Source organism: Pontibacter saemangeumensis, from assembly GCF_039541895.1.
In the GTDB taxonomy this organism is placed as follows: domain Bacteria; phylum Bacteroidota; class Bacteroidia; order Cytophagales; family Hymenobacteraceae; genus Pontibacter; species Pontibacter saemangeumensis.
Window position 1 is genome coordinate 308,997 of sequence record NZ_BAABHC010000029.1, and the last position, 26,232, is coordinate 335,228.

General features: G+C 55.6%; 19 protein-coding genes. 3 read left to right on the forward strand and 16 right to left on the reverse strand.

The features are described from left to right. Window positions 1-325: 325 nt before the first annotated feature. Together ABD920_RS25010 and ABD920_RS19785 are read right to left on the reverse strand one after the other, a co-directional pair. Window positions 326-574 carry a DUF3823 domain-containing protein gene (locus ABD920_RS25010; RefSeq protein WP_425568673.1) on the reverse strand — a complete coding sequence of 83 codons (249 nt, stop codon included), beginning with the start codon at window positions 572-574 and terminating at the stop codon, window positions 326-328. Between the two features lie 69 nt (window positions 575-643). Next, on the reverse strand, window positions 644-2,185 hold the full coding sequence (locus ABD920_RS19785) for an alpha-N-arabinofuranosidase (RefSeq protein ID WP_345161502.1): 1,542 nt from the start codon (window positions 2,183-2,185) through the stop codon (window positions 644-646). Window positions 2,186-2,537: 352 nt separating this feature from the next. Between ABD920_RS19785 and ABD920_RS19790 the strand changes: the two genes are divergently transcribed. Both ABD920_RS19790 and ABD920_RS19795 read left to right on the forward strand, forming a co-directional pair. Next, window positions 2,538-3,239 carry a DsbA family oxidoreductase gene (locus tag ABD920_RS19790; RefSeq protein WP_345161504.1) on the forward strand — a complete coding sequence of 234 codons (702 nt, stop codon included), beginning with the start codon at window positions 2,538-2,540 and terminating at the stop codon, window positions 3,237-3,239. 159 nt (window positions 3,240-3,398) lie between these two features. After that, a complete protein-coding gene (locus tag ABD920_RS19795) occupies window positions 3,399-3,890 on the forward strand; it encodes a VOC family protein (RefSeq protein WP_345161506.1) in 492 nt (163 codons plus the stop codon). A 70-nt stretch (window positions 3,891-3,960) separates the two neighbouring features. Here the strand turns inward: ABD920_RS19795 and ABD920_RS19800 are convergent, their stop codons facing one another. The 9 genes from ABD920_RS19800 to fucP form a co-directional block, all read right to left on the reverse strand. Further along, window positions 3,961-7,392: a HEAT repeat domain-containing protein gene (locus tag ABD920_RS19800; protein WP_345161508.1), complete on the reverse strand. Its 3,432-nt coding sequence runs from the start codon at window positions 7,390-7,392 to the stop codon at window positions 3,961-3,963. Between the two features lie 342 nt (window positions 7,393-7,734). Further along, the gene (locus tag ABD920_RS19805; protein WP_345161510.1) at window positions 7,735-9,387 is read right to left on the reverse strand and encodes a UxaA family hydrolase; all 1,653 of its coding nucleotides are present in this window, start codon (window positions 9,385-9,387) and stop codon (window positions 7,735-7,737) included. Window positions 9,388-9,522: 135 nt separating this feature from the next. Beyond that, window positions 9,523-10,542, reverse strand: a complete 1,020-nt coding sequence (locus ABD920_RS19810; RefSeq protein WP_345161512.1) for a zinc-binding alcohol dehydrogenase family protein — start codon at window positions 10,540-10,542, stop codon at window positions 9,523-9,525. 13 nt (window positions 10,543-10,555) lie between these two features. Beyond that, entirely contained in the window at window positions 10,556-11,344 is a 789-nt protein-coding gene (locus ABD920_RS19815; protein ID WP_345161514.1) for an L-fucose dehydrogenase, read from the reverse strand. Between the two features lie 12 nt (window positions 11,345-11,356). Continuing rightward, the gene (locus tag ABD920_RS19820) at window positions 11,357-12,190 is read right to left on the reverse strand and encodes an amidohydrolase family protein (RefSeq protein WP_345161515.1); all 834 of its coding nucleotides are present in this window, start codon (window positions 12,188-12,190) and stop codon (window positions 11,357-11,359) included. Then, entirely contained in the window at window positions 12,177-13,034 is an 858-nt protein-coding gene (locus ABD920_RS19825; protein WP_345161516.1) for a fumarylacetoacetate hydrolase family protein, read from the reverse strand. Before ABD920_RS19825 ends, ABD920_RS19820 begins: the two co-directional genes overlap by 14 nt. Window positions 13,035-13,550: 516 nt before the next feature. Further along, window positions 13,551-14,315 (reverse strand): SDR family NAD(P)-dependent oxidoreductase, encoded by a 765-nt coding sequence (locus ABD920_RS19830; protein ID WP_345161517.1) that lies wholly within the window; start codon window positions 14,313-14,315, stop codon window positions 13,551-13,553. A gap of 18 nt (window positions 14,316-14,333) precedes the next feature. After that, window positions 14,334-14,675, reverse strand: coding sequence for an L-rhamnose mutarotase (locus tag ABD920_RS19835; RefSeq protein ID WP_345161518.1), 342 nt, complete (start codon window positions 14,673-14,675; stop codon window positions 14,334-14,336). Window positions 14,676-14,759: 84 nt separating this feature from the next. After that, window positions 14,760-16,094 (reverse strand): L-fucose:H+ symporter permease, encoded by a 1,335-nt coding sequence (gene fucP, locus ABD920_RS19840; protein WP_345161519.1) that lies wholly within the window; start codon window positions 16,092-16,094, stop codon window positions 14,760-14,762. A gap of 297 nt (window positions 16,095-16,391) precedes the next feature. Here fucP and ABD920_RS19845 point away from each other — a divergent pair, with 297 nt between their 5' ends. After that, window positions 16,392-17,267 (forward strand): AraC family transcriptional regulator, encoded by an 876-nt coding sequence (locus ABD920_RS19845; protein ID WP_345161521.1) that lies wholly within the window; start codon window positions 16,392-16,394, stop codon window positions 17,265-17,267. 101 nt (window positions 17,268-17,368) lie between these two features. Here ABD920_RS19845 and ABD920_RS19850 read toward each other — a convergent pair whose 3' ends face one another. From ABD920_RS19850 to ABD920_RS19870, 5 genes are all read right to left on the reverse strand, one after another. After that, complete coding sequence (locus ABD920_RS19850) at window positions 17,369-20,788, reverse strand: DUF1080 domain-containing protein (RefSeq protein WP_345161523.1); 3,420 nt, start codon at window positions 20,786-20,788, stop codon at window positions 17,369-17,371. A 65-nt stretch (window positions 20,789-20,853) separates the two neighbouring features. Further along, window positions 20,854-22,128, reverse strand: a complete 1,275-nt coding sequence (locus ABD920_RS19855; protein ID WP_345161525.1) for a Gfo/Idh/MocA family oxidoreductase — start codon at window positions 22,126-22,128, stop codon at window positions 20,854-20,856. Between the two features lie 196 nt (window positions 22,129-22,324). Then, window positions 22,325-23,029 carry an endonuclease/exonuclease/phosphatase family protein gene (locus tag ABD920_RS19860; protein ID WP_345161527.1) on the reverse strand — a complete coding sequence of 235 codons (705 nt, stop codon included), beginning with the start codon at window positions 23,027-23,029 and terminating at the stop codon, window positions 22,325-22,327. Between the two features lie 168 nt (window positions 23,030-23,197). Then, window positions 23,198-23,452, reverse strand: a complete 255-nt coding sequence (locus tag ABD920_RS19865) for a hypothetical protein (protein WP_345161529.1) — start codon at window positions 23,450-23,452, stop codon at window positions 23,198-23,200. A gap of 52 nt (window positions 23,453-23,504) precedes the next feature. Further along, on the reverse strand, window positions 23,505-26,159 hold the full coding sequence (locus ABD920_RS19870; protein ID WP_345161531.1) for a PQQ-dependent sugar dehydrogenase: 2,655 nt from the start codon (window positions 26,157-26,159) through the stop codon (window positions 23,505-23,507). Window positions 26,160-26,232 lie beyond the last annotated feature (73 nt).

The following is a 26,232-nucleotide window of genomic DNA, read 5'->3' on the forward strand; positions in this document are numbered from 1 at the left end:
ATAATCTGGCTGCTCTATCCTTGGGATTTATGTCTCCCCCAGGCAGCTCCTTATTGAGGGGAGCTTTCTGCGCTCCCCCTCCTCCGGCTTTACCAAGTCTTACTCATCGGCAAAATTATATGGCGGGCAGAACGGGGACTGCGCTCCGGTGGCGCCTCCTTCCAAACAGGACCCGGTCCTGATTTTTACCTTTAAAAGCCCCTGACTCTATAAAGGTAGCGTTCATATCACGTGAGATAGGCCTGTATCTCCCTAATAAAGGAGCTAGTCCAGGCAAGCCTCTAAAGGGGCTTGCCTGGACTAGCTCCAGCACATGATCGTGCACTTACCTAAGCGCTATTTTCTGAACAGGGGTATAAATCATTTCCTGTACTCCCGCCATTTTAACACCTGCCCGGGCGTAAACATATGCCCCTCCGGCCAGGTCAGCAGGAAGGCCTATGCTTAAGTTCAGAGGAGCACTGAGTGTCTCGGCATTCGGCTCCCAAATATCTGTGACGGCAGCAAAATTGTTCGCGTCTACGATCGTGGTGGTTCCGACATAAAAGTGATGCGGTTCATGTCCTGAAAGAATTCCCTTGTCTAACTATTATCTGCAACAGCTGGTTTTTACAGGTTTCCCGTGCACCTCTTCCGCTTACAGCTACTTTAACTCCAGCACTGCCACAGAAAAAGGCGGTAGCTTTACAGTGAGGGTGTTCCCTTTCAGTTTGGCACCCTTGAAGTTTTCAGGTTTGATGGTGTTCGGCTTGTCGAAGGTATTGTAATCCTGCAGTTTTTTAGACGTCAGCACGCGGCCGGTCACGTCCCTGTATTTCGCGCCGTCGATGTTGATGGTGACCTCCTGCGCTTTCTTTGGGTCGATGTTCACCAGCGATACATGCGTCAGCCCGTTTTTATCTTTGGAAGCCGAACCCGATATGGCCGGGAGTTTGTCGTTGCCCATCACATAATCCGCGCTCTTGATCTTGAGCGGCAGCCATGCGGCATCCTGGTGCACGTTGTACATTTCCATCACGTGGTATGTAGGCGTCAGGAGCATCTTCTCCTCGTCGGTGAGGATGACCGCCTGCAGCACGTTGATGGCCTGCGCCAGGTTGGCCATGCGCACGCGGTCGCTGTGGTTGTTGAAGATGTTCAGCGTCGCACCGGCTATCATGGCGTCGCGCATGGTGTTCTGCTGGTACAGAAACCCGGGGTTGGTGCCCGGCTCCACTTCGTACCAGCCGCCCCACTCGTCTACTACCAGGGCAATTTTCTTCTCCGGGTCGTACTTGTCCATGATGGCTGTGTGCTTCTGTATCAGCTCCTCCATCAACAGTGCCCGCTGCATGGTGGTGAAATACTGCTGCTCTGTAAACGTGGTGGACGGGCCTTTCTTCTCCCAGTCAATCACAGAATAATGGTGCAGCGCCACGCCTTCAATCAGGCTCTCCGGAACGTTCTTCATCAGCACCTCCGTCCAGTGGTAGTCATCGGAGCTGGCGCCGGAAGCGATGCGGAAGAGTTCGCCGGTGTTGTTCCAGTCGGCCAGGAAAGTGGCGTATTTGCGGTATTCGTTTGCATAATACTCAGCGGTCATGTTGCCGCCGCAGCCCCAAGCCTCGTTGCCGATGCCCCAGTACTTCACGTTCCAGGGCTTGTCGCGGCCGTTCTCGCGGCGCAGGTCCGACATCGGGCTCTTCCCGGCAAAGTTCACATACTGCACCCAATCAGCCATTTCCTGCACCAGGCCAGTGGCTATGTTGCCTGCCAGGTAAGGCTCTGTCTCCAGCAGCTCGCACATGTTCAGGAAGTCGTGTGTGCCAAAACTGTTGTCTTCGGTCACGCCTCCCCACCAGGTGTTCACAATCGTGGGCCGGTCCTCCTTTGGGCCGATGCCGTGCTTCCAATGGTAGGTGTCGGCAAAGCAGCCGCCGGGCCAGCGCAGGTTCGGTATCTTCAGTTTCTTTAAAGCGACAACCACATCGTTCCGGACGCCATTGGTATTAGGGATTTTAGTGTTATCCTCCCCCACATAAAAACCGCCGTAGATTGACCGGCCCAAGTGCTCGGCAAAATGGCCGTATATATGGCGATTGATTTCATGGTCTGGTTTAGCGGGCACGGTGAGTTCACCGGAGTTCTGCGCAAACGCGGAGAAGCTGCAGACAAGGACGAGAAATGCTGTAAATGTTTTTTTCATACTGGGTTTATGTTTGATTATCTGCTGATTCAGGCACAAAGGAGGCCTCTATAATTTCAAGACTTCAATATAAGTGTTTACCTTACATTTAAAAAACATCCACCAGAATTTTTAGCTTTGAAATTTTCCCGACAATCTTGTTTATATATTCTCTTCCATAGGAATCTTTTATCCGCTCATACTTTTTTAGAAGCAGGAGGCAAGAGGGAACGTTTGTCACAGCGATGCAGGGATATAAAATATATGAAAGCAGATTAAACAAAACAGCCGTTTTATATGTTGCAACACTAAATGTAGTCGCGCTTCATTCAATGAAGTAGCAACTACATATTAATTTACAGGAGATAAACAGATGAATAAGCAGAAAATAAAAATTGATATTGTATCTGACATAAACTGCCCGTGGTGTTATGTGGGCGAGCAGCGCCTGAACAAAGCCATTGCAGCGGCAGGCGACAATTATGAGTTTGTCATCCACTTCAAGCCGTTTGAGCTCAACCCCACTATTCCGCAGGAGGGCATGGACCGCATTGCCTATTTCAGGAACAACTACGGGCCGCAGATCCTGACACAGCTCGACACTATGAACCAGCGCCTGAAAGAAGCCGGCGCAGCAGATGGCATCGAATTCAACTTTGATAAGCTGACAACCGTGAACAATACTTTTAACGGCCACCGCCTGCTCTGGCTGGCCGGTGAGTGCGGGGTGCAGGAGCAGGTGGCGAACGCGCTTTTCCACAGCTATTTTACAGAAGGCCGGAATATGAACGATCCGGCGCTGCTAACGGAAATCGGGGTTGAAAACGGCATCCCTGCAGAGCGGCTGGAAGGTTTCTTCAGCGGGGAAGAAGGCAAAAAGGAGGTGCGGGAGATGGAGCAGTGGGCGCAGTCGGCCGGGATTAAAGGCGTGCCAGCCTTCATCATCAACGACAAGTACCTGGTAAGTGGCGCACAGCCAACCGAAACGTTCCATCAGGTATTTTCGCAGGTTGCGCCTGCCCTGGAGGAAATCGTGGTGGAAGGCGGCAGCTGCGACATCAACGGCAATTGCTAAACAGGTTATTTCAAGTCGTTATAATTCTGAAGACTTGGAATAGAGTAACCTAAAAAACAGACGCTACAGCACCACAGTCGGCTGACAGCACGTATCATACAGGTAGGGCTGAGGTTTATATAGCTTCAGCCCTACTTATATATAAAGAAAAGCGAACTTATGGAACCAGTTTATACCCTTCCGTCGCAAACCAGGATCGGGCACGTGCACCTGAAGGTAGCGGACCTGCCCCGCGCCTTAAAATTCTACTGCGACCTGCTCGGCTTCGAAGTGACCACTACCTACGGTGCGGACGCTGCGTTTATTTCCGCGGGCGGTTACCATCACCATATCGGGCTCAACACCTGGTACAGCAAAAACGGTTCACCGCCCCCGGCAAGCAGCACTGGCCTCTTCCACACCGCTATTCTATACCCTACCCGCAAGGACCTGGCTACTATCTTCCGCCGACTGCTCGACGCAGAATACCCGCTGGCCGGTGCCTCGGACCATGGCGTATCGGAAGCGTTATACCTGTCGGACCCCGACCGGAATGGCGTGGAACTGTACTGGGACCGGCCAAAGGAGAACTGGCCCTCCAAACCCGACGGCTCGCTCGATATGTACACGCGCCCACTCGACCTCGACAGTCTTCTGAAGGAACTTGACTAATACCAAGGAGCAATAAAAAGAGCGGGCTATATATAACCCGCTCTTTTTTATGATGCATTATATAGGACTTTTATATATGGTCTTCCTCTAAGGTAGCCAGGAAGCTCACTACGTCCCTTATCTCCCTTTTGGTCAGCAGATGCTGCATGTTAGGCATACTCGAGGAGGCATTGATGCGCTTCGCGATGTCCGTTTTCTGGATGAGCGTGTCCGGTTGCCCGCCTACTTTCACCGACAGGCTGTTGTCTTTCTCTTCCTGCAGCACGCCGCTTACCGTCTGGCCGTTCTTCAGCTCAACGGTTACCATGCCATACCCCGGGGCGAGCCGCGCGCTCGGGTCGATGAGCGCCTGCAGTAACTGCGGGCGCGTGAGTTTTTTGGATATTCCGTTCAGGCGCGGGCCGGCGTTGCCGCCCAGGTCGTCATAGGAATGGCAGCGGATACACTGTGCCGTCTGGTGGCTGAAGAAGATTCTCCTGCCTTTGTCGGCATCCCCGCCAAACAAGCTGCCTTCGAAGGCGGCAGCCACCGCGTCCGGGCTCTGCTTCTCACTGATTGCCTTGTAGCGGGCCATCAGCTGATCGGAGCCGGTACTGTCTATCGCATCTGCCAGCTCCAGGTGAATTTCGGCCGGGAGTTTCCCGTTCTCCATCTTTGTCAGTAGCTGGTCAAATACCGGCTGCGTATTTGCTACGGGCAGCGTGCCGAGCGTCAGGACCGCGGCCTGCTTTTCCTCCGGGGTTCGCTTGCTGATCACATCAGACAGCAGGTTCACCATCAGGTCTTTGGGGATATCCAATTGCCCGAGCATGTCAAGCCCTGCCACCCGAACGCTTTTTTCCGGATCAGAAAGCGCCTGTTCGATGGCTTTCCCGATCTGGGCATCGTCAAGGGCTGTCAGTGATTTTAACGCCTCCACCCGCACTTCCGGGTTCTTGTCGCTCTTTAGGAGAGCGAACAATTCCGGAGACGCCTGGTCTATCCCAAGTTTGCCGATGGCTTTCACAGCGCTGAGCCGCAGCGGTGCATCCCGATGCCCCGTTAACTCGATGATTGTCTCCGCCGCCTTGTTCCTTACCAGCGCCGGGTCGCGCTTGATTTCCCCTCTGTAGCGCCCGTCCACACGGTCTAACACAGATGGTTTTGCCCAGGTGCTGAGCGCTGCCACGGCTTCTGCGCGCATCGCCAACGGCGCACCGTCCTTCTGCGAATAGTTGATCAGGTTCTGCATGGCCTGCGGCGTTCCTACCTCCAGGTTGGCGTTGATGGCGCGCCGGATCAGCGCCTCGTCTGTAAAGCGGGGATTCTGCAACACATTGCCAAGTGCCGGAAGAGCCTCTTTGATCGATAAGTCGTCGTTGATGGCGCGTGCCGCTTCCGTCACGATATATTCATCCTGGTCATTCAGGAAGTTGGCAACACCCGGGTGCTGCATGCGGCGCAGGGCTACTACAGCCGCTATACGCAAGGCACGCGATGGATTCTTTGCTAAGGCGACCACAGGAGCAGGCTTACCGATGCGCGCCAGGGCAAGGCTGCCGGCGTGGCGTATATAGGCATCCTCGTCGTTGTTGGCCTTCAGTAACGCAATGATCGGCTCTACTGCAGGCTCGTAGGCGATGCGGCCCAAGGCCTCGGCAGCAAAGAAACGGGCACGGCTGTTGGTGTCCTTCAGTACCGGCACCAGGGCAGCGCCTGCCTCCTTATAACGGATATCGCCGAGCCACTTAGCCGCCTGCGCCCTGATCTCCGGGTCTTTGTCCTTCAGCAGGGGCAGCAGCAGCTTCGCGTACTCCTTGTCTTCGCGGGCCAGCTGGCTGATGCCCCAGATGCCGTGCACGCGGGCCAGTTGGTGTGCTGTCTGGTTGATGCTCTTCTCGAAAACCTCGGCGCCATCGGAGCCGCGCTTGGCCAGTTCGAACTGCGCCTTCTGCCGTACGCGCATGTCCGGGTTTTTCAGCAGATCACCCAGCTCGTTGTCCTTCCGCTTCGAGAAATCCTCCTTTAAAAGCTTTTCCGTCTGCTGGCGCTCCGGCCAGGCGGCTCCGTCCTTGTCATCCAGTTTCCAGATGCGGCCGTGGTCTTTGGTGTTCCAGCCGTCTATCCAGTCGGCCACGTACATCGCGCCGTCGGGGCCGAAGTCGATGCCGGTCGCCAGCACGCCGCTCATGATTTTCTCCGATTCCCCCAGTTCAAACGAAGCGCCCTTGGGCTTCAGCTTGAATGCATGGATACCGGATTTGGCAGGGTTACCCACAAACTCAGCAATGAAAAACGTGTTCTTGTACTTCGGGCTCAGGGCGGTGCCGGGGTTGTACAGCATGCCGGTCGGGCCGCTCACGAAGTTGGCAATGGCCGGCGTTATATAGGCGGCCTGCCCTTCAAAGCGCGGCTTGTACATTTTCTCATCCATCCACACCTTGTAGGTGTTGTTTTCCGGGTCGCGGTATTTGCCAAACTGCCAGTTAATGCGCCAGCCGGTGTCCGAGCCGTTCACGACATATACCAGGCGCTCGTTCTCCCCCGGGTGGTCCCCGTCGTTGTCTTCGCTGATGAGGTTTCCGTATTCGTCAAACACAAACTCGTGCGTATTGCGGAGGCCGTGGGCAAACACTTCGAAGTCGCTGCCATCCGGGTTCGCCCGAACGATAACGCCGCCGTTCGGATGTTCCCACTTCTGCCCGTCAGGGCCTTTTCCGTTGAAGCCGATGTCGCCGATGCCCCAGTAGATCTTTCCGTCGGGTCCCACCTCAAGCCCGGACATGCCGTGGCCGCCAAAACCAACATGCACGCCGTAGCCATGCGAGATAGAGGTTTTCTCATCTGCCACCCCGTCGCCGTTCTCGTCCTTTATGCGCCACAGGTCGGGTGCCACGCCCACAAAAAGATCACCGTCATGCGCTAAAATAGCACCGGCCACGTCGGTGACTTCGTCATTAAAATCCTCTACCACCAGCTGCGAAAGATCGGCCACGCCATCACCGGAGGTGTCCTCGAGGCGATACACGTGCTCCTTTTCAACGGTCATGTCCCTCCAGTCATGGGAGCCGTCCTTGTTCAGGTCAGCCAGCCACTCGTTCTTCTTGCTGTTCTCGGGCGAGAGAACCTTGTGGAGAAACTTCCGCTTGTCCTCTACCGTCTGCAGCTGTATCGACTCGATCTCCCAGTCCTGGTGCCCCCGGATATCAAACTCGGAGTTCTTTTGCCGGTTGGTGCGGGTGTAGTACAGCCGGCCCTGGTCATCCATATCAATAGAGATAGGATCTGCCACAAGGGAGTCCATGCCCCACAACCGCATCGTAAGGCCCTCGGCCAGCTCCGGGTTTACGGTGCTCTCGATGGATGCAGCCAGCTGGGCAGCCTTCTCAGGTGCCATGGTGGTGATGCGCGTATCGACAGGTTCTGAATCCTTGCACCCAGCCAGGAGCATGCCCGGAATCAGGGCGGCCAGCCAGAAGGCCTTGGGGTTGTTTTTGAGGGATGCTAAAACAGCCTTTTTCATGTAAGATTATCTAAGGAAAAGTTTCTTATGGATTTATGTAGGAATACCGTCTCTAAAAAACAGCTTTCCTGTTGCCGGAGCTTCTCAGTTTATATATGCTTTTGCCACGCGTACTATAACTGCACAAGTAACAGACAGACAAAGACTGTAGGAATTGCTTTGTACCTCACAGCAATATACTAAAACCCGTCGATTTATTAGTGTGAGATTAACAGTTTTGGCAAAACTCACACATTCTTGTGGCACAACATCCGTCTCTTCCTTAGCAGATTACCCGTTTTGGCTCCTCCAACTGCCCGTGGTTAATCTTCAGCTATATATACCGACTCAATGAACAACCAGTTAGAGTGACACACCCCTCTTCCAGGGGATAAAGTCATCCTGCCCGTGCCGCACGGCGGCCACTTCCGCTTCGCCGCTGGCCACCGCAATGATATAGTCGAGGATGCGCGCGCCAGCCTGCTGGATCGTTTCCTCCCCTTCTGTGATGGTTCCGGTATTGATATCGATGATGTCGCGCATCTTGTTGTAGAGCTTGGTGTTGCTCGCAATTTTGATAACCGGCGCCACCGGATTGCCGGTTGGGGTACCCAGGCCTGTTGTGAAAAGCACGATGTTAGCCCCCGATGCCACCTCAGCCGTGGTGGACTCCACATCGTTGCCAGGCGTGCAGAGCAGGTTCAGGCCGGGCCTGGTCACTTTCTCAGGGTAATCAAGCACTGCCACCACCGGGGAGGTCCCGCCTTTTTTGGCCGCCCCCGCCGATTTGATGGCATCCGTGATCAAACCGTCCTTGATGTTCCCGGGCGAGGGATTCATATCAAACCCGGAGCCCACGGCATGGGCCCGGTCGTTGTAGGTGCGCATGAGGAAGGAGAAGCGCTCTGCGTCTTCCTGGCTGACGCAGCGGTCGCTCAGGTCCTGCTCCACGCCGCAGAGCTCCGGGAACTCAGACAGGATAACTGAGCCACCTAGGGCAACGACAAGGTCGGAAGTATAGCCGATGGCCGGATTGGCAGAAATGCCGGAGAACCCGTCGGAGCCGCCACACTCCAGGCCGATGCACAACTTACTCAGCGGGGCCGGGCGGCGCACATTTTCGTTTGCCTGCATGATTCCGGCAAAGGTGCGCTTCAGGGCCTCAGACAGCATCTCCGACTCAGACCCGATTTCCTGCTGCTCCAGCACATAAAAAGGCTTGCCGAGCACAGGCGCGCGCTTGCCGATCTCTTCCTGCAGCATCGCCACCTGCGCATGCTGGCAGCCCAGACTCAACACCGTGGCACCGGCCACGTTGGGATGGGTGATATAGCCGGCCAGCAGGGCGCACAGCGCCTGCGCATCCTGGCGCGTGCCGCCGCAGCCGCCAGCGTGCGTCAGGAACTTGATGCCGTCCACGTTGGGGAACAAACGGTGTGAGGCCTGCCGGGTGCTGTTGACTTTTATATCTGCCTGCAGAATCTCCTCCACGCTTTTGCCGGTCTTATAGAGTTCTATCAGCTGCCTCGTCTGCTGCTGGTAGCCCTGGTTGCGGCCATAGCCCAAATCGTTCACCAGCGCCTCCTGCAACACATCCAGGTTCCTGTTCTCGCAGAACACCATCGGCACCACCAGCCAGTAGTTGGCCGTCCCGACGCTGCCATCCGCACGGTGGTAGCCGTTGAAGGTCATCTGCTCCCACTGCGACACGTCCGGCCGCTGCCAGCCTGTTCTGCGCTCACCGGTAGAGAAGTCCTGTGCGGCGTGTTTCAGGTTCGCGGTAGTAAGCAGCCCGCCGGCAGGCACGTCTGTTTCCGTTTTTCCCACCAGCACGCCATACATGGTCACCTCTGCCCCTTTCGGTATGTCAACGGTGGCAAACTTATGTTTGGCCGGTACAAAGCTTTTTAACAGATAATGCTCGTCCCCATAGGCCAATGCCTCCCCTGCTTCCAGATCCGTTAAAGCGACAGCCACATTATCCTGCGGATGCACCTTTAAAATTTTACTTATCATTGTTAAATATTTATCTATCTCTGCCCATTGCTGCAAATACAAAGCAGGATTTATTACAAAAATGAGATAAAAACACAGTGCGCAGACCTGAATAAGCTTCTCCCCCACCCTCTGCATCATATACCTCTCCAAACTTCAACTGTCCATCTGAACCATCACTTTGATAACACCCGATTCGGGGTTCAGCCAACCCTCAAATTCCCCGGCAACGTCATCAAACGATACCCGGTGCGTGATATAGGTGGTGGGGTCAATCAATCCCTTTTTCATGGAGGCTATCACGTGTTCAAAATCATCGCGGGTAGCGTTGCGGCTACTCATCAGGGTGGCCTCCCGCTTGTGGAACTCGGGGTGGCTGAAGCAGATGTCACCCTTCTGCAACCCGATCAGCACATAGCGCGCACCGTGCGCCATATACCGGAATGCGTTGTTTATAGCCCTCTGGTTGCCGGTCGCATCTATCACGACGGTAGGCATATCGCCGTCTGTAATGCGCTGCAGTTGCGCTTCCACATCGGGTGCACCCGCATAAACGGTATGGGGAATGCCCAATTTCTCTTTGCAAAACTCCAGGCGCGCCTCATTTATATCCATGGCGATCACGCTGGCTCCGGCAATACGGGCAAACTCCATGGTGCCCAACCCTATGGGGCCGGCCCCGACCACTAACACGAATTCTCCGGTTTTCACGGCTGCGCGCCTCACGCCATGCGCCCCTATCGCCAGCGGCTCCACCAATGCCAGAGCGTCGTAGCTCAGCCCTGCGCCGTGCACAAGGGCAGCGGAAGGCACGGAGATATATTCCGCCATTCCGCCATCTATGTGCACGCCGCATACCTGCAGGCGGGTGCAGCAGTTCGGCTTACCGGTGCGGCAGGCAACGCAGTGGCCACAGTTAAAATACGGGACAAAGGTAACGGCCTCTCCTTTGCTAAAGCCAGGTGCATCGTCAAAATCAACAAGCTCCCCGGCGAGTTCATGGCCTAACACGCGCGGATAGGTAAAGTAAGGCTGCGTGCCCTCGAAGGCATGCAGGTCGGTGCCGCAGATGCCTATCCGCTTTATCCGTATCAAGGCGCTGCCTTTGGTAAGTCCAGGCTTTTCTCCCTCGGTATAGGCAAGCATCCCGGGCGTGGTGCACACTAATGATTTCATAAATAACGTATGTTTAAGCGTTGGCCATTGCCCGGTCCAGGTGCACATAGCCGCCGTCCACATGGATCAACTGGCCGGTGGTGTGGCTCGACCGCTCCGAGAGCAAAAAGGCAACGGTGTTGGCGATCTCTTCTGGCGTGGTCATGCGCTGCCCCAGCGGTATCCGGGCAGTGATTTCCTTCAGTTTCTCTTCCGGATTGGGCAGTGTCCGGATCCATTTATCGTAGGCGGGCGTCCAGCTTTCGGCCACGATGATGGCGTTTACCCGGATCCTGTATTTGGCAAGCTCTACAGCCCACTCGCGTGTCAAGGCGTTGCGGCCGCCGTTGGCCGCCGCGTAAGCCGAGGTGCCCCCCTGCCCTGTTTCGGCGGTTTTAGAGCTGATGTTGACGATGGCTCCCGCAGACTCTTTCAAATATGGCAGCGCGTAATGGGCAAGCAGGTAGTAATGGGTGAGGTTGTTGTGCAGCGAGGCCATGAACATCTCATAGTTGCCGTTTTCCAGCCCCACCCCGTCGTTGTAACCCGCGTTATTAACCAGCCCTTCAATCTCGCCGAACTGGTCAATCACCGCCCTGATCGCTTTCTCACATTCTTGCGGCTTCGAGAGCTCTGCCGCCACCTGGAAAGCCCGGCCTCCCTTCGCCTCGATTTCAGCCACGGCACTGGCATTGTCCTGCCCATCTCTTCCCAGGATCACGGGGATGGCTCCCTCCGCGGCCAGTACCTCCACAATGCCTTTCCCGATGCCCTTCGCGCCGCCCGAAACGATGATCACTTTGTCTTTCAGCCCTAAATCCATATATGTTTTGTGTTATGAAAGCTTATAAAACCTGGCGGCGTTCCCGCCGAAAACCGCATCCTGCTCCGCCTTGCTGAAGGCAGAGAAATACTCCTGCACGATGGCCAGCGCCTCCCCGTACGTGGCCGCCACGAGGCAAACCGGCCAGTCAGACCCGTACATCAACCTGTCGGTGCCGAAAGCCTCCACCGCCGCATCCATATAGGGGGCAAAGTCTTCGGGCTTCCAGTTCTGCCAGTCGGCCTCCGTCACCATCCCCGACACTTTGCAGCTCACGTTCGCATACTTTGCCACTGCTTTCATGTCCTTTTTCCACTCGGTGATCTTCCCTGCCTTTATATAGGGTTTGGCCATATGGTCGATCACGAACGGTTGATCCGGCAAGGCAGCGACCAATTGAGCTGCATAGGGCAGCTGGTCCGGGAAAATGAGGATATCGTAGGTGAAGCCGTGCTGCAGCAGCTTCCGGATGCCCTGCATAAACGACGGCCGCAGCATCAGCGCCCGGTCTTCCGTCCCTTGCAGGATATACCTAAACCCTTTTAGCTTGACGGAACTGGCATACTGCGCCAATTGCTCTTCCAGGGTCTCTGAGAAAAAATCAACCCAGCCAACCACTCCCTTGATGAAAGCATGCTGCTCGGCCTGCTTCAGCAGAAAGGCATTCTCCAACTCCGGCTCCGCCGACTGCACCAGCACGCAGCCGTCAAACCCGTGCTGCCGCAGGAGCGGCTGCAGGTCCTCCGGCCCGAAATCTCGGCGGATGGCGGCCATATCGTCTGTTATCCAGCTGTCCCGTGACGGGTCGTACTTCCAGAAATGCTGGTGGGCATCAAGCCTTTGCATAGGCCTTTACCTGCTGCTTTGAGGTGCCTAGCCCATCTATTCCCAGTTCCACCACGTCGCCCGGCTTCAGGTACAGGGGCGGGTTCATGCCCAGGCCCACGCCGGCCGGTGTCCCGGTGGAGATCACGTCGCCTGGCAGTAAAGTCATGAATTGGCTCACGTACGACACCAGGAAAGGGATCCGGAAGATGAAGTTGGCGGTGGTGCCGTCCTGCATCGTCTCACCGTTCACCTTCAGCCACAGGCGTAGGTTATCCACGTCCGCTACCTCGTCTTTGGTGGCCAGTAACGGACCGAGGGGCGCAAACGTGTCGCAGCCCTTGCCCTTGTCCCAGGTGCCGTTGCGCTCGAGCTGGAACTCCCGCTCCGACACGTCGTTGTGCAGGCAGTAGCCGGCCACGTAGTCCATCGCCTCGGCCTCGCTTACGTAGCTCGCTTTTTTGCCCATCACAAAGGCCAGTTCCACTTCCCAGTCTGTTTTCACGGAGTTTTTTGGGATGATGATGTCATCGTTCGGCCCCACCAGCGAGGTGGTGGATTTCATGAAGATTACCGGTTCGGGCGGCAGCGCGGCACCTGTTTCTTTGGCGTGGTCGGCGTAGTTTAGCCCAATGCACACAATTTTGGAGGGGCGGGCAACCGGGCTCCCCAGGCGGGCGTTCGCTGGTATGCGCTCCAGCTTTCCTTCATTTTCCGACAGGAATTTTCCCAGCCGGGATATCCCCCCGGACTCGAAAAACTGTTCGTTGTAATCTTCCCCGAAAGCGGATGTGTCGTAGGCCACATCGCCCAGCAGCACTCCTGTTTTCTCTTTTCCCGGTTCTCCGTAGCGTATTAATTTCATAGTGTTTCTGTAAGGCCTTTTCTATATATAGAGCAGGCTTTTGGTTTATGATTTTGATGTTGAACTTTACTCGTGCAGCCAATGATCATGGCGTAGCCGAGCATAAAGGCTGAACCTTGTAGTGTAAAGTTATTCTTTAAGTTTTCGTGCTTGGTTACTATTCTTCTCAACAAATTCTTTTGCTTCTTCCATACTCACGGGATATTCAATATAGTTACTGCTGCTGTTTCTATCCACTTTAGTACTGTGTGAGATGTCTTTGTATAAGTGCTGATAAGTAAAACCGTGGTCATAGAGGAAGCTCACCACTTTCCATGCCTTTAAATTAGCCCTTCTGGGTGGTCTGAACTTATGGTTAAAGTACACTAAAGCATTACCGCATTCAGTACAAGTCTGTTCTTTTAAACTTGTTGAGCCAAGGCTAAATGCCTTTCTACAATTTAGACAGACTGCTTTATGACCCATTTCATTGATTACTGATTTTGCACAACTCGTAGAATATATCTGAGAGCTATCTTAATTATTCAGCTTTACAAAGCCGCCGTCGATCGGGTAGTCGTTGCCGGTGATAAAGGAGGCCTCGTCGGAGCAGAGGTATAGGACCAGGCCCGCTATCTCATCGGGCTTCGCCATGCGGCCGATGGGCTGCGTCTTCGACAGCTTCTCGAACATCTCCTGCTCCTGCCCGGGGTAGTTCTTGGCTAGGAAGCCGTCCACAAAAGGCGTGTGCACCCGCGCCGGCGAAATGCTGTTGCAGCGGATGCCGTCGTGCAGGTAGTCTTTGGCCACCGACAGGGTCATGGCCTGCACCGCCCCCTTGCTCATGGAGTAGGCGAAGCGATCGGGCAGGCCGAGGTTGGCCGCGATGGAGCCTAGGTTCAGGATGGCCCCGCCCCCGTTCTCCTTCATCAGCGGGATAGCCGCGAACAGGCAGTTATATACCCCTTTCACGTTCACCTGGAACACGCGGTCAAAGTCCTGCTCCTGCGTGGTCTCGACTTTACCGATATGGGAGACGCCGGCGCTGTTGACGAGTATATCCAGTTTGCCGATGCTCCGGAATTTCTCCACCACTTCCTGCTGCCTGGTCACGTCGCATGTATGGGAGAAGGCCTTTCCGCCCGCGCCCGTGATTTCATCTGCCGTTTGGGCGGCCTGGTCCTGGTTTACATCCAGCACATGCACGGTAGCACCCTGGCGGGCGAAGGTCAGCGCCACGGCTTTCCCGATGCCGCTGCCGCCGCCGGTCACGAGGGCCGTCTTGTCGTTCAGTTGGAACATATTTTATATATCATTTGATTAACTCTTTTGCTGCAGCGAGAAGATCCTGTCCATCAGCACCCACTTCTCCCCTGGCCCGGCCCCTGGTATATCCTGCTGATACTTCCACATCAGTTGCTCCCACTCCTGCACAAAGGGGTTTGCCCGGTCCATCGCCGCCTTTCTTTCAAAGCTGAAGGAATCGTCCGTCTCCATGATCATGAAGAGCCTGTTACCGAACCGGTAGATGTCCATCACCGTGATGCCGGCACCCAGGATGCTCTGCCTGATCTCGGGCCATATAGCCTTGTGCCAGCGCTCATATTCGGCTATCAGCGCAGGATCGTCTTTCAGGTCCAGCGCCAGGCAATACCTTTTCATTCCTTTGCTCTTTATATATAGGCAACGGGCGGCAAATTGCCTGCTCCCCGTCAAAATCAAACAGAATCTTATACTCCAGACTCCTTAGCCCGCCTTCTGGAACATGCCGCCCGGCAAAGCCTCTGCCTCGCTGCCGGGCCTGCCGCTGTTGCGCTCCAGTTTCCCGGAGGCTATCGCATAGAGGGCCACCACCACGAAACAGACCAGCGGCACATAAAAGGCCATGCTGATGTCCTGCGTCAGGTCCGACACATAGCCCTGCACGGCCGTGATCACGGCCCCACCCAGGATCGCCATGATCAGGCCCGAGCCCCCGATCTTGGTATCGTCCCCGAGCCCCCGGATGCCCATGCCGTAGATGGTCGGGAACATGAGCGACATGCAGCCGGATATGCCGATCAGGGCATACACGCCCAGGTAGCCGCTGCCATATATTACCAGCAGCGTGCAGACGGAAGCGGCCGCGGCGCTTAGCAGCAGCAGGCTTCTCGGGCTCACATAGCGCATCAGGGCGGTAAAGACGAAGCGGGAAACCATGAAAAGGATCAGCGCGGCCATATAGTAGCTGGAGGCGTCGTCCTCGTTCAGCTGGATTTCCTGCATCACGTACCGGATGGTATAGGACCACACGCCGATCTGGGCGCCCACATAAAAGAACTGCGCCACCACCGCCCATACGTAGTGCGGTGTTTTCAACAGCCGCTTGAAAGTGGGCAGCAGGTCCAGCTTCGCCCCGGCGTCCGATGCCTTGGGCATGTTGGTGAACTTCACGGCCAGCCAGATGAGCACCAGGAACAGCGCCACGCCCACGTAAGGCCCCATCACCGAGGTAAGCTCCTCCGACTGGATCGCGGCCAGCTGCGCCTGGTCCATGCTGGCCCGCTCATCGGCGCTGGAGAGGTTAAGCTGGGAGAGGATGAAGATCTTGCTCAGCAGCACACCGGTGATGGAGCCGATCGGGTTGAAGGACTGGGCCAGGTTCAGGCGCCGGGTCCCGGTTTCCTCCGGCCCCATGGCCACGATATAGGGGTTGGCAGCCGTCTCCAGGATCGAGAGGCCGCCGGCCAGCACGTAGAGGGCGATCAGGAAATGGCTGTAGGCCATCGTGATGCTGGCCGGGTAAAAAAGCAGCGAACCCAGAATGAAAAGGCCGAGGCCCACTAGGATGCCGGTTTTGTAGCTGTACTTTTTAATGAGGATGGCCGCAGGCAGCGCGAGGCAGAAGTAGGCCCCGTAAAAGGCCAGCTGTATCCAGGAGGTCTGGAAATCGGACATGCTCATGATGCGCTTGAAGGCCGCCAGCAGCGTGTCGGTCATGTTATTGGCCAGGCCCCAGAGGAAAAACAGGCTGGTGATGAGGAGAAAAGGCCAGAGGTTGCCCGGCTTGATAAGAGAAAGTTTGCTTGTGCCTGCCGCCATGTTTTATATATGTTTCCGGTAATTTGTCCTGTATCTCAGTGCTAGCGCCATCCCTGAACCCAAAGCAGCGGCACAAACGAATGGTGCTCCTGTGGCCCGCCGTTCAGGTAAACTAACACATTTGAACCAATTTAACTAAAAGTAGTATCTGAGCCAAAAATTTGCGTAACTGCTCACTTAACCGAAATCTTTCAAAGTAATGCCTATTTCAGGAAACTTTATAGGCTCTAATTAACCTATGATTATGGTATTTTATCTTATTTAACCAAAACTACCCGTAATTCCAGGATATAATCCATGAAACTACAGCTTCTCAAAGTTGCAACAGGACCCACAAACTCTTTCAGTGTCCGCCAGAACATGATCCCCTATATGAACAACAGGTGGCATTTTCACCCGGAAGTGGAGTTGATCCATTTCCATAAAGGGAGCGGCATGCAGTTCGTGGGAGACAGCATCATGCGGTTCCGGCCGGACGATGTGGTGCTGGTGGGCGCAAACCTGCCGCACTACTGGCGCTTTGACGATGTATACCTGTGCGATAAAAATGACGACGTCGCCTATACCACCACCATCCATTTCATGGAGAATTTCTGGGGCGACCGGTTCCTGCATCTGCCCGAAAACAAACAGCTGAAAGTGCTGCTGGATAAAGCCAAAAGAGGCATCCTGATAACGGGCAAGGCCGGGCAAAAAGTAAGCAAGCTGATGCGGAAGGCACACCAGACGGCAGGCGTGCACCGGATAATCGCCCTGCTGAAATGCCTGCTGGCTATTGCAGAGGAAGAGCAGCTCACAATGCTCTCCTCCATCGGCTTCCAGGCTGACCTCTCGGATGCGGAGAACGAGCGCATCAACGCCATCTATGAGCACACTCTCTCCCACTTCAAAAGAAAGATTCAACTCGGGGAGATTGCCGATATTGCCGGCATGACGCCTAACTCGTTCTGCCGTTATTTCAAGGAACGGACAGGAAAAACCTACTCCCAGTTTCTGACGGAGATCCGGGTGGGCTTTGCCTGTAAGCTGATCGTTGACAATAAAATGAGCATTAAGCAGCTCTGCTTCGAGAGCGGCTTCAACAACTTCAGCTGCTTCCACAAGAACTTTAAGCAGATCATGGGCAAAACGCCGCAAGCCTACCAGCATGAGTACCTGAAAGTGGAAGTTTAAACGCGACTTTCAATTGCAGCCATATATAAAAACGAGAATCCCCCTGCCAGCTGCTTTTATATGCTGACAGGGGGATTCTCGTTAGGGACATAGTTGGGGTTCTACTTTTTACCCAAATCCTTTACCCGGATGTTCCGGAAGAAGACCGTGGAGCCGTGGCCCAGGAAGCCGATATAGCCTTTGTCGCGCCTCAGCCCGGGGTGCTTCTGACCGTCCAGCGTGCCGTTTTTGCTGGCCTTCGCAATGTCGCCGTCCAGGATCGTGGTGCCGTTCAGGACTACTTTAATTTTATTGCCCTTCACAGTCACCTCCTCGGTGTTCCACTCGCCCACCGGCTTCAGGTAACCGCGCTTCGCGGGTATCACGCCGTACACGGATCCGTGGAACTGGTATTCCTTCAGGTCTTTGTATATGGCAGCGTCGTTGTCCAGTATCTGGATTTCCATGCCCTCATAAGCGGCGTCGCCTTCGAGGGGCGCGCGGATGCCCAGGCCGTTGTTAGCGCCGGGGGTCAGCTTGAACTCGAAGCGGAACACGAAATCGCCGTACTGCTCCTTGGTGTACAGGTTGCCCCCGCTGCCGAACTTCGGCTCGCGCACCACCATCACGCCGTCCTCAATCACGTAGTCGTTCGTGTTGCCCTGCCAGTTGTGCATGTTGGTGCCGTCGAACAGCACCTTGAAGCCCTCTTTCTTCTCGGCGGCGCTCAGCTCGAACGGCTCCGGCCTCGGGAGCTCGCGTATATAGATGTCGCGGTAGCCCACCGGCGAGCCGTGTGCCTGCAGCTCAATCTGCTCCATAGGGAAGATCGGCATGCTCCGGTCCCAGTAGTTCTCCAGTATCACGTTGTCCGTCACCAGTTCCCCGTTGAGGTATACCGTCACCCGGTCGCCTTTCATGATGATATGGAAGTTGTTCCACTCCCCGAGCGGGTTATCGGCTACCTTCAGCGGCTTGCTCGGGTTCACCTGGTTGTTATAGAGGCCACCGGAACCCACCTGCGCGCCGTCCGCCACGCGCGAGGTGTCCCACATCTGCACCTGGGGCGTGCCCCGCAGGTATATACCGGCGTCGCCTTCCCCTTTGCCATCGTCGTATATCTTCCAATCCACAAACATTTCGAAGTCGCCGTATTTCTTTTCCGTGGTGAGGTTGTTATACCCCTTGCCGACAAAGGTTATCTCGCCGTCCGCCACTTTCCAGTCTCTTCTCATTTCCTCATCGGCAGCCTTTTGCTTCTCCGCCAGTGTCTTTTTGTCCATCTTCGCCCGCTTGATCGGGTCCTCCACCAGGCCTTTCCAGCCGGTCAGGTCCTTGCCGTTGAACAGCGCCACAAAACCCTCGCCCTGTGGCATCTCCGCCAGGAACTTGTTGATGGACTGCTTCTGGTACTCGCTGTCGGGGCCTTCCAGCACCTGCACGGTTTTGGTGAGCAGTTCCCGCACGATGTCGCCCTGAAAAGCTGTGTCAGACAAGGCGATGTTCATCACGGCATGGGCAGCCTCCTGTTGCAGGGCGGGATCATCGAGGTAGCGACCGGCGAAAACCAGCGCCGGGAACGTCCTGTTTCGCCCGGTTTGATTCAGGATCAGCTGTTTCTGCTCCGGGGTCTTCGCCACGGCCATGGCCTTGCGGAGCAGCAGTACCTTTTGCGGAGCGGCATAGTCCGACTGGCTGATTGCCCGGATATAGCCTTTGAGAGCCTGGTCCAGGTAAGCGGCATTCGCTGGGTTTTCGCTGATGCGGTACAACGCACTGGCCGCGCTCACATCAGACCATTGCGCCAGGGCAGCGACAGCGGCCTGTTTGGTGGCGGCATCGCCCGCATCAAAGGCGGCTACCACGGTGTTCAGCGCTTTCTCGCCCCCGATACTGGCGAGGATGTTAAAGTACAGCGGCGTCTTCTCTGCCGGAACCGTCGCCATCTGCTGCAGAACGATATCAGCCTGGTGCGTCGAATCCTCATTGTCCTTAACGGCCGCCACCACGGCATCCTGCACGGCAAGCACTTCTTCCGGTTGGGATGTTTCGTTCAGCAAGGCAAACAGGCGGGGCAGGTGCTCTTTTGTCACCATCTGCTCCAGCGCGGCGATCGCGGCCATCCGAACACCGGCATCCTTGTCTTTCACATAAGCGAACACATCATCTATCCTTCCGCTGGCGGCACGGTTGCCCAGCACCGAAAGCAAGGCGGCCTGCGCCTCCGACGGCATTTTCGGCAGGGCATCTGCCACCGCATCCGTCAGGCCGTTGGCTTTCATGATCAGCAGGGCCTCTTTACCGGCGTTTATCTCTACTGTATCGCCCTTGCGGATGGCTTTCAGCAGCTTGGGCAGCGCCTCCTCGTTGCCCATCCGACCCACCGCGCCCATCGCGGCCAGTTTTACCTGACGGTCCCTGCTTTTGAGCGCTTTCAGGACGGCAGGCATGGCGGCCTCCGCCTCATGCATCCCCAGCATCTCGATGATGCCGGCTTCTACCGCAGGATCCGCTCTTCTCATTTTCTTTACCCACATATCCGTGGTAGCGGGAGTCATGTAATCGCCTGCGAACTTCAGGGCGGCGGCACGGTACTCCGGGTTCTTGTCTGCCGCCGCGTTCAGCAGCAGGGGCATGCTTTTCTCACCCTGTATGTGCGTCAACAACGCCAAAGCAGCCGTGCGGGTGTGCACCTGCGTGTCCTGCCCGGCACCGCTGAGCAGCGACTGTGCTATTTTCTCCGCCTGTTGCTGCTGCCCGCTCTCGGCCAGGCGCTGCGTGTACAATAGATAGGCGGAGGTCCCATTATCGCTTCCGTAGGTGAAATTGTCTTCCCCGGCGGCTTTCGCCAGCACCGGCTCTGAGGCAGGGTCTGCGATGTTGGCCAAGGCGTAGAGCGCCAGTTTCCGGAGCTTCCCGTCCTGGCTGGCAGCCAACGGGGTGAGCGCGGCCACAGCTTCTTTCGTGCGGGTGTCTCCCAGCGCCTCCACCAACGACAGCTGGCAGTCTCCTTTTGCCTGCGGCAGGGCCTGCAGAAGGGCACGGCTGGCTGTGGGCGTGTTGATGTTGATCAGCGCTCTAGCGGCGGGGGCGCACAGGCGGTCATCGTTAAGGTAGGCCTGCAGGCAGGGCACGGCATCGTCCTTGCCCACCAGCTGGAGCTGCCTGATCAGGAAGGCTTTGCTTTCCTCGTTTCCGGCCGCTGTTAAGGCCTGGCAGTATGCCTCCACGCTCATTTGCCGCAAGTTTTCCTGCGCCGGCTGCGCCACATAATAGGAGAAGCCGCCAAGGGCATACTCTATGCCGGTGTTATCCCCTTCTTCCGGGGAAACCAGCATTCCGGCCATGGCGGTAATCCCCTCCTTGCCCATGGCCGCGATCTCGCCCATGCTGGCCTTAAACTGTTCGCTGTCCTTTGCCGGCATTTCCGCCAGCAGGTCGGCGATCTTGGTGGTTAGCGTCCGCTGGTCATCCTTCCGTTGTCCGAAAGCGGATGCGCAGACAGTGATGAGGGCAATAAACAGTAACGGTATTTTTCTCATGATATATTTCTCAGTAGAATCTCGATATATTAATAGCATGGACCTAAATGAATTTGACAGTAAGGTTACACCAGCGTCCAGTCCGGTCGCATGGGCTGATTGATCAGGCGGTTGGCGCCTTCGTCGTCTATAAACACCTGCTTGACGGGATCGAACTTCAGGGACCGGCCCAGGTGCACTGCCGCTTTTCCTATGTTCACCAGGGTGCAGGACCGGTGGCCGTTCTCCTCGTTCAGCGCGAATTTCGTTCGGTTCTTCACCGCCTGTATAAAGTCCGTCGCCTGCGGCTCGGGGTCAGGGAAAGCGGCCAGCTTTTTCCATATGTCCGGTATATCGGAGCGGAAACCGGGGTAGAGCTTGCCTTTCGGACCTTCTATATAGGGGATGTTTTCCTCTTTGCCTTCACCGTCGAGGATGATCTGGCACCCGTCCTCGTAGGTATAGGTGATCCTGCGCCAGGTGCCCACGGCGTCCGGGTGCTGCTGTGGCGCATCGATCTCCACGGAAACAGGGCTGGTGTTGTCTTTGCCCAGGAAGTACTGCACGGGGTCCAGGTAGTGCTGGCCCATATCGCCGAGTCCGCCGCCGTCATAGTCCCAGTAGCCCCGGAAGGTCTGGTGCACGCGGTGCGCGTTATAGGGCCTGTAGGGCGCGGGCCCCAGCCACATGTTGTAGTCTAGTTCCTGCGGCACAGGCTCCGGGTCCAGGTTGGTTTTGCCCACCCAGTAGAACTTCCAGTCGAAGCCGGTGCCGCGTCCTACTGTCACTTTCAGCGGCCAGCCGAGCATGCCGCTTTCCACCAGCTTTTTGATCGGCTTGACAGGGGTGCCCATGCCGTAGAAGATATCCTCGAACCGGAACCAGGTGTTGAGGCGGAAGATACGGCCGTGCTGCTGCACCGCCTCCACCACGCGCTTGCCCTCCCCGATCGTGCGGGTCATGGGCTTCTCGCACCAGATGTCCTTGCCGGCCCTGGCCGCGTCGGCTGCCATAATGCCATGCCAGTGCGGCGGGGTGGCGATGTGCACGATGTCCACCTCCGGAAGCTGTATCATCTCGCGGTAATCGGCGAAGGTCTTTACCCCCTTGTCCAGCATACCCATCGCGGTTTGCAGGTGGCGGCGGTCCACGTCGCAGATAGCCACCACGCGGGTGTCGCCGTAGGGGAAGTGATTGCGCCCCATGGCACCCACGCCGATCACGGCTTTGGTGAGCTGGTCGCTGGGGGCCACGTAGCCCCTGCCTCCCAGCACAAACCGGGGAACGATGGTGAAAGCGGCAATGGTGGCCGCAGATTTTTTTATAAAGTCCCTTCTCGAATGATCACTATTTTTCTTCATGAAAAAATTAAGATTAAAAGCCTTACACTTTCTTTATATACTTTATATAGTAATTTGCACTCCTGCATGCAGGAGATAGCAAGTAATAGACTCCTCTCTGCCATGGTATCCCTGGTTTTAAAAGCGTTGGACCCTTGGCAGCAACCATCCGGGTACACTGATAAAAACCATCTTCTGTGCACTGTAGAAGCCCAGGCTAATAACGCAGCGTCGCGACAACAGGCAAGTGGTCTGACGCATACCTTTCCGGGATCACCTTCTGCGAGACAACTTTAAAAGGAGCCTCTTTTGAATAAGCAATAAAATCGATGGCCCTGTCTGGTTTGTCCACCGGAATGGTGGGCGCGCAGTCGCTGACGCAGGTGCGGGTGAATCGCTTGTCCAGCTCCCTGACTGCGCTGCTTTCGGGCACCGCATTGAAATCACCTGCCACGATGAAAGGCATGTTTTCCTTCGCGGCTATCGCATTGATCGCCTTTACCTGCTGCTCCCGGTTCTCGGGGCTGTCCACATCTAAATGCGTACTGCCAAAGCGGATAACCATGCCGCCAGGCAATTTTACTTTTGCCGTGGCCAGCACGCGGTCTTCCGACGCTGGCGCCGCATCCTCTGGCAAAGGTGTCACTGAGGTCTCCAGGAGCGGGTACCTGGATAAAATAGCCACTCCGTAAAAACCTCCCTGGTGGTCGATGGCCCTGCCGAAGAACGCCTTCATGCCAAGCTTCCCAGCGATTATCTCCGCCTGGTTACCTTTGCCCGAGCGCTTTGTATTGACATCCACCTCCTGGAGCGCAACCAGGTCCGGGTTTTCTTTCCGGATGACGTGGACGATGGCATCAAGGTCAATTTCTCCGGTCTCCTCTTTACTCGGCGGGTTCGCGTGATGGATGTTGTAAGTCATGACCCGCACCTCCTTCGCCCCTTTCACAGACGAAGGCTGGCTTCCGGAGCAAGCTGCCAGCAGAGCTGTAATACCAAGCAGAGCCGCCTGGCACAATATGCCATGCTTCCTGCTGAACCTACATGAATGTCTGAGAGACGATAGCTTTGCTTTACCCTGCTCCATCACTTATGCTTTTGCGGAGACTTTGTACAATCCCACTTCGGCTAATTGAACCGACTGCTTTGCCTCCAGCACCGTTATCCGGACTTTAAAGGTTTTGATCAGCGGGAACCGTAACAGCCGTTTATAACCGATAATATTGTACTGATTTGCTTTCTGCCACTCCAGTTGGCGGGGGGTGGGCTTCGGCAGCTCTTGCGCTACGGAAGTGGAGGATGTTACAATGGCAGCTAAAAGGGTGATTAAAGCATGCTTTTTCATTCGCGCTTGTTACGTATGGTATAATCAGCTTCTACAGTCAGGTGCTACCTGCTTACTGTACTACCTGGCTTTCCCTGGCTCGCGAGAACTTAATCTGCCCGATGTCCAATGTGTTCCAGATGCCGATCGCCTCTTTGTTTTCTACCTTCAGCACAAAATACAGGTCATGCACCCCTGCTGTAGGTTTTAATTTAACAGTATAGTCACTTTCTTTTTCATTTGCAAGAAGTGATGCCTTACTTATTGTAGGCCCGGCCGGAGAAGCGGTATGCACTTCGAGCGTAGCCGTCACTTTTGTAGGCACAACGTTTATGGTCAGTCCGCTGATGCCTGTCAGGTCAATTCCTTTAAAAGTTATATAGGATCCATCTTCGGTAAACCGGACGCGCCCGATGTCTTTCCGGATCATGACGCCTTTGCTCGCATCGCAGGTGGAGGGGTCGATTTCCGGGTGCCGCAGTGTCAGCACTTCCCGCGTCGTGATCGGCCCTATACCGTTATGGCCTTTGTCTGTGTAGCTTGCGGTGAGGAAGTAGGTTCCTTCTTTGCCTTTATGTCGGTTTGTGGACATTTTTCCTTTCAGAGGCAAAGGCTCCAGGTCACTTTTTGGATTCGCCAGGCCCAGTATATAGTCCACCATTTCCTCCGCCTCCGCCTGCGACAGTTGCGGGTGCGCGGACATGGGTACCTCGCCCCATTTACCATATCCGCCCTTGATTACTTTTGCCGCCAGCACTGCCTTGCTGTCTTTTCCTTTGTAGCGCGTGGCCACCTCCATATAGCTTGGGCCAACGGATTTATTTGTTACCCCGTGGCAGGCTTTGCAATCGCTTTTCTCGATCAGCGCTTTCCCTTTCAGGTTAGAATAAACGGCTGTTAGATCCTGTCCTAAAGCTGTTTGCACCAAGTCAAATCCTTCCGGCAGGTAATCGAAAAACACCTTTACCTCCTGCCCCTGCGGAGTACCTGTCACGATGGTTCCGTCTTCCTTGTCTTCCACTTTCACCTGGTAATGAAAGGAATGATTATCCCAGTAAAAAGAGCGGTTCTGATCAGTCTGGATACTTATCTGCGGTGGCTCGTTGCCTGCTCGTATCTCCAGCTTCGCTTCATCCGAGTAGCCCTCCTTGTCCGTTACCGTCAGGCTTACCTGGTATATACCGGGTTTATTAAAGGTGAAGGTAGGTGTAGCTTCCTGAGACTGCACCGTACTCCCGTCAAAAGACCAGGCATACGTCAGCTCATCCCCTTTGTCATAGTCCATGGTGCCTTCGGAGCAGAACTGCACTTTGAATGGCACAGCCCCCGCGACTTTGTCAGCAGCAACACGGGCCATGGGCTTCCGGTTGTTGGGGTGATACTGGATGCGGATGAGTTTAGAGTCGTCGTTGTTGGCGTGCCAGTAGGTACCGTATTCCAGCACATACAAAGCGCCGTCGGCCCCGAACTGCATGTCGATGGGATGTGCAAAATGCGTGGAAGGCAGGAAACGCTCCAGCTTTATGCTGTCGGCATCCACTTTGGCTGTCATGATCCATTCCCGCATCCAGTCATATATAAACAGCTGTCCTTCGTAGTAGGCCGGGAATGTTTGGGTATTTGCGGAGAACAGGCTTCGGTAAAAGACAGGTCCTGCCATCGCATTGCGGCCGCCCTCCCCCACCAGCGGAAACTCCGGGGACGCATCGTACGGGTAATAGATCAGCGCTTTTTGCGCCGGAGGCAACTCGCGGATGCCGGTGTTGTTCACCGATTCATTTATGGGTGCGGCAGGGTTGAAGTATTCACCAGAGGTGCTGTCCTGGAAGTTGTAGGCGCGGTAGGGCTTGTTATCCGCTACAAAGTAGGGCCACCCGAAGTTACCCGCTTTGCTCGCGCGGTTGATTTCATCATACCCCTTTGGACCGCGGCTTTCCTCATCTTTCCCAGCGTCCGGGCCTACCTCCCCCCAATACAAGTCCCCGGTTTTCTGATCGATGGATATACGGAAAGGATTGCGGTTGCCCATCGTGTAGATTTCGGGCCGTCCTTTGGAGCCGTCTTTCGGGAAAAGGTTGCCGTCCGGGATGCTGTAGGTGCCATCGGGGGTAGGCTTGATGCGCAGGATTTTGCCCCGCAGGTCGCTTGAGTTGGCGGCCGATTTCTGGGCATCGCTGATGAGTTTGCCGGGCCTCTCATCCAGGGGAGCATAGCCATCAGACGTGCTGGCCACGGTGTTGTCGCCTACGGATATATATAAATTGCCATCAGGGGCAAACTCCAGTGCACCACCCGAATGGCAGCATTGCCTTAACACCGGGAACTGCAGCAGGATTTTTTCGCTGGACAGGATCAGGTTGTCCTGCACCAAATCGAAGCGCGATACCCGCTGAATGGGTTCGTTGCCTACCGGCGAATAGAACAGATAGATCCAATTGTTTTCCCCGAACTGAGGGTCCAGTGCCAGGCCCAGCAAACCGTCCTCGTTCTCGTGAAACACATCGAGTTCCCCGATGGTGCGGCTGGTCTTTTTCTCCGGCTCGTACAGGCGCAACACGCCCCTCCGTTCTATATATAAAATCTTCCCATCAGGCCTCACGGCCAGTTCCATGGGCTCGAATAGCTTCGTCTCGAGCACTTCCACCGTAAACCGGTTTTCCTCTGGAAGCACGTTGTCCTGGTAGTTCTCATGTATATGCTCCTGTGATGAACTGGTACAGGCTGTCATCAGGCCCGGCAGTAGTACTGGCAGCAAAACAGCAGGCAGGAGACTGATTTTTTTTAACTGGCTATAGCAAGCA

Coding starts and splice junctions, on each gene's coding strand:
- ABD920_RS19785 (WP_345161502.1), bottom strand. CDS start 2,185: ATGAAAAAAACATTTACAGCATTTCTCGTCCTTGTCTGCAGCTTCTCC.
- ABD920_RS19790 (WP_345161504.1), top strand. CDS start 2,538: ATGAATAAGCAGAAAATAAAAATTGATATTGTATCTGACATAAACTGC.
- ABD920_RS19795 (WP_345161506.1), top strand. CDS start 3,399: ATGGAACCAGTTTATACCCTTCCGTCGCAAACCAGGATCGGGCACGTG.
- ABD920_RS19800 (WP_345161508.1), bottom strand. CDS start 7,392: ATGAAAAAGGCTGTTTTAGCATCCCTCAAAAACAACCCCAAGGCCTTC.
- ABD920_RS19805 (WP_345161510.1), bottom strand. CDS start 9,387: ATGATAAGTAAAATTTTAAAGGTGCATCCGCAGGATAATGTGGCTGTC.
- ABD920_RS19810 (WP_345161512.1), bottom strand. CDS start 10,542: ATGAAATCATTAGTGTGCACCACGCCCGGGATGCTTGCCTATACCGAG.
- ABD920_RS19815 (WP_345161514.1), bottom strand. CDS start 11,344: ATGGATTTAGGGCTGAAAGACAAAGTGATCATCGTTTCGGGCGGCGCG.
- ABD920_RS19820 (WP_345161515.1), bottom strand. CDS start 12,190: ATGCAAAGGCTTGATGCCCACCAGCATTTCTGGAAGTACGACCCGTCA.
- ABD920_RS19825 (WP_345161516.1), bottom strand. CDS start 13,034: ATGAAATTAATACGCTACGGAGAACCGGGAAAAGAGAAAACAGGAGTG.
- ABD920_RS19830 (WP_345161517.1), bottom strand. CDS start 14,315: ATGTTCCAACTGAACGACAAGACGGCCCTCGTGACCGGCGGCGGCAGC.
- ABD920_RS19835 (WP_345161518.1), bottom strand. CDS start 14,675: ATGAAAAGGTATTGCCTGGCGCTGGACCTGAAAGACGATCCTGCGCTG.
- fucP (WP_345161519.1), bottom strand. CDS start 16,094: ATGGCGGCAGGCACAAGCAAACTTTCTCTTATCAAGCCGGGCAACCTC.
- ABD920_RS19845 (WP_345161521.1), top strand. CDS start 16,392: ATGAAACTACAGCTTCTCAAAGTTGCAACAGGACCCACAAACTCTTTC.
- ABD920_RS19850 (WP_345161523.1), bottom strand. CDS start 20,788: ATGAGAAAAATACCGTTACTGTTTATTGCCCTCATCACTGTCTGCGCA.
- ABD920_RS19855 (WP_345161525.1), bottom strand. CDS start 22,128: ATGAAGAAAAATAGTGATCATTCGAGAAGGGACTTTATAAAAAAATCT.
- ABD920_RS19860 (WP_345161527.1), bottom strand. CDS start 23,029: ATGACTTACAACATCCATCACGCGAACCCGCCGAGTAAAGAGGAGACC.
- ABD920_RS19865 (WP_345161529.1), bottom strand. CDS start 23,452: ATGAAAAAGCATGCTTTAATCACCCTTTTAGCTGCCATTGTAACATCC.
- ABD920_RS19870 (WP_345161531.1), bottom strand. CDS start 26,159: ATGACAGCCTGTACCAGTTCATCACAGGAGCATATACATGAGAACTAC.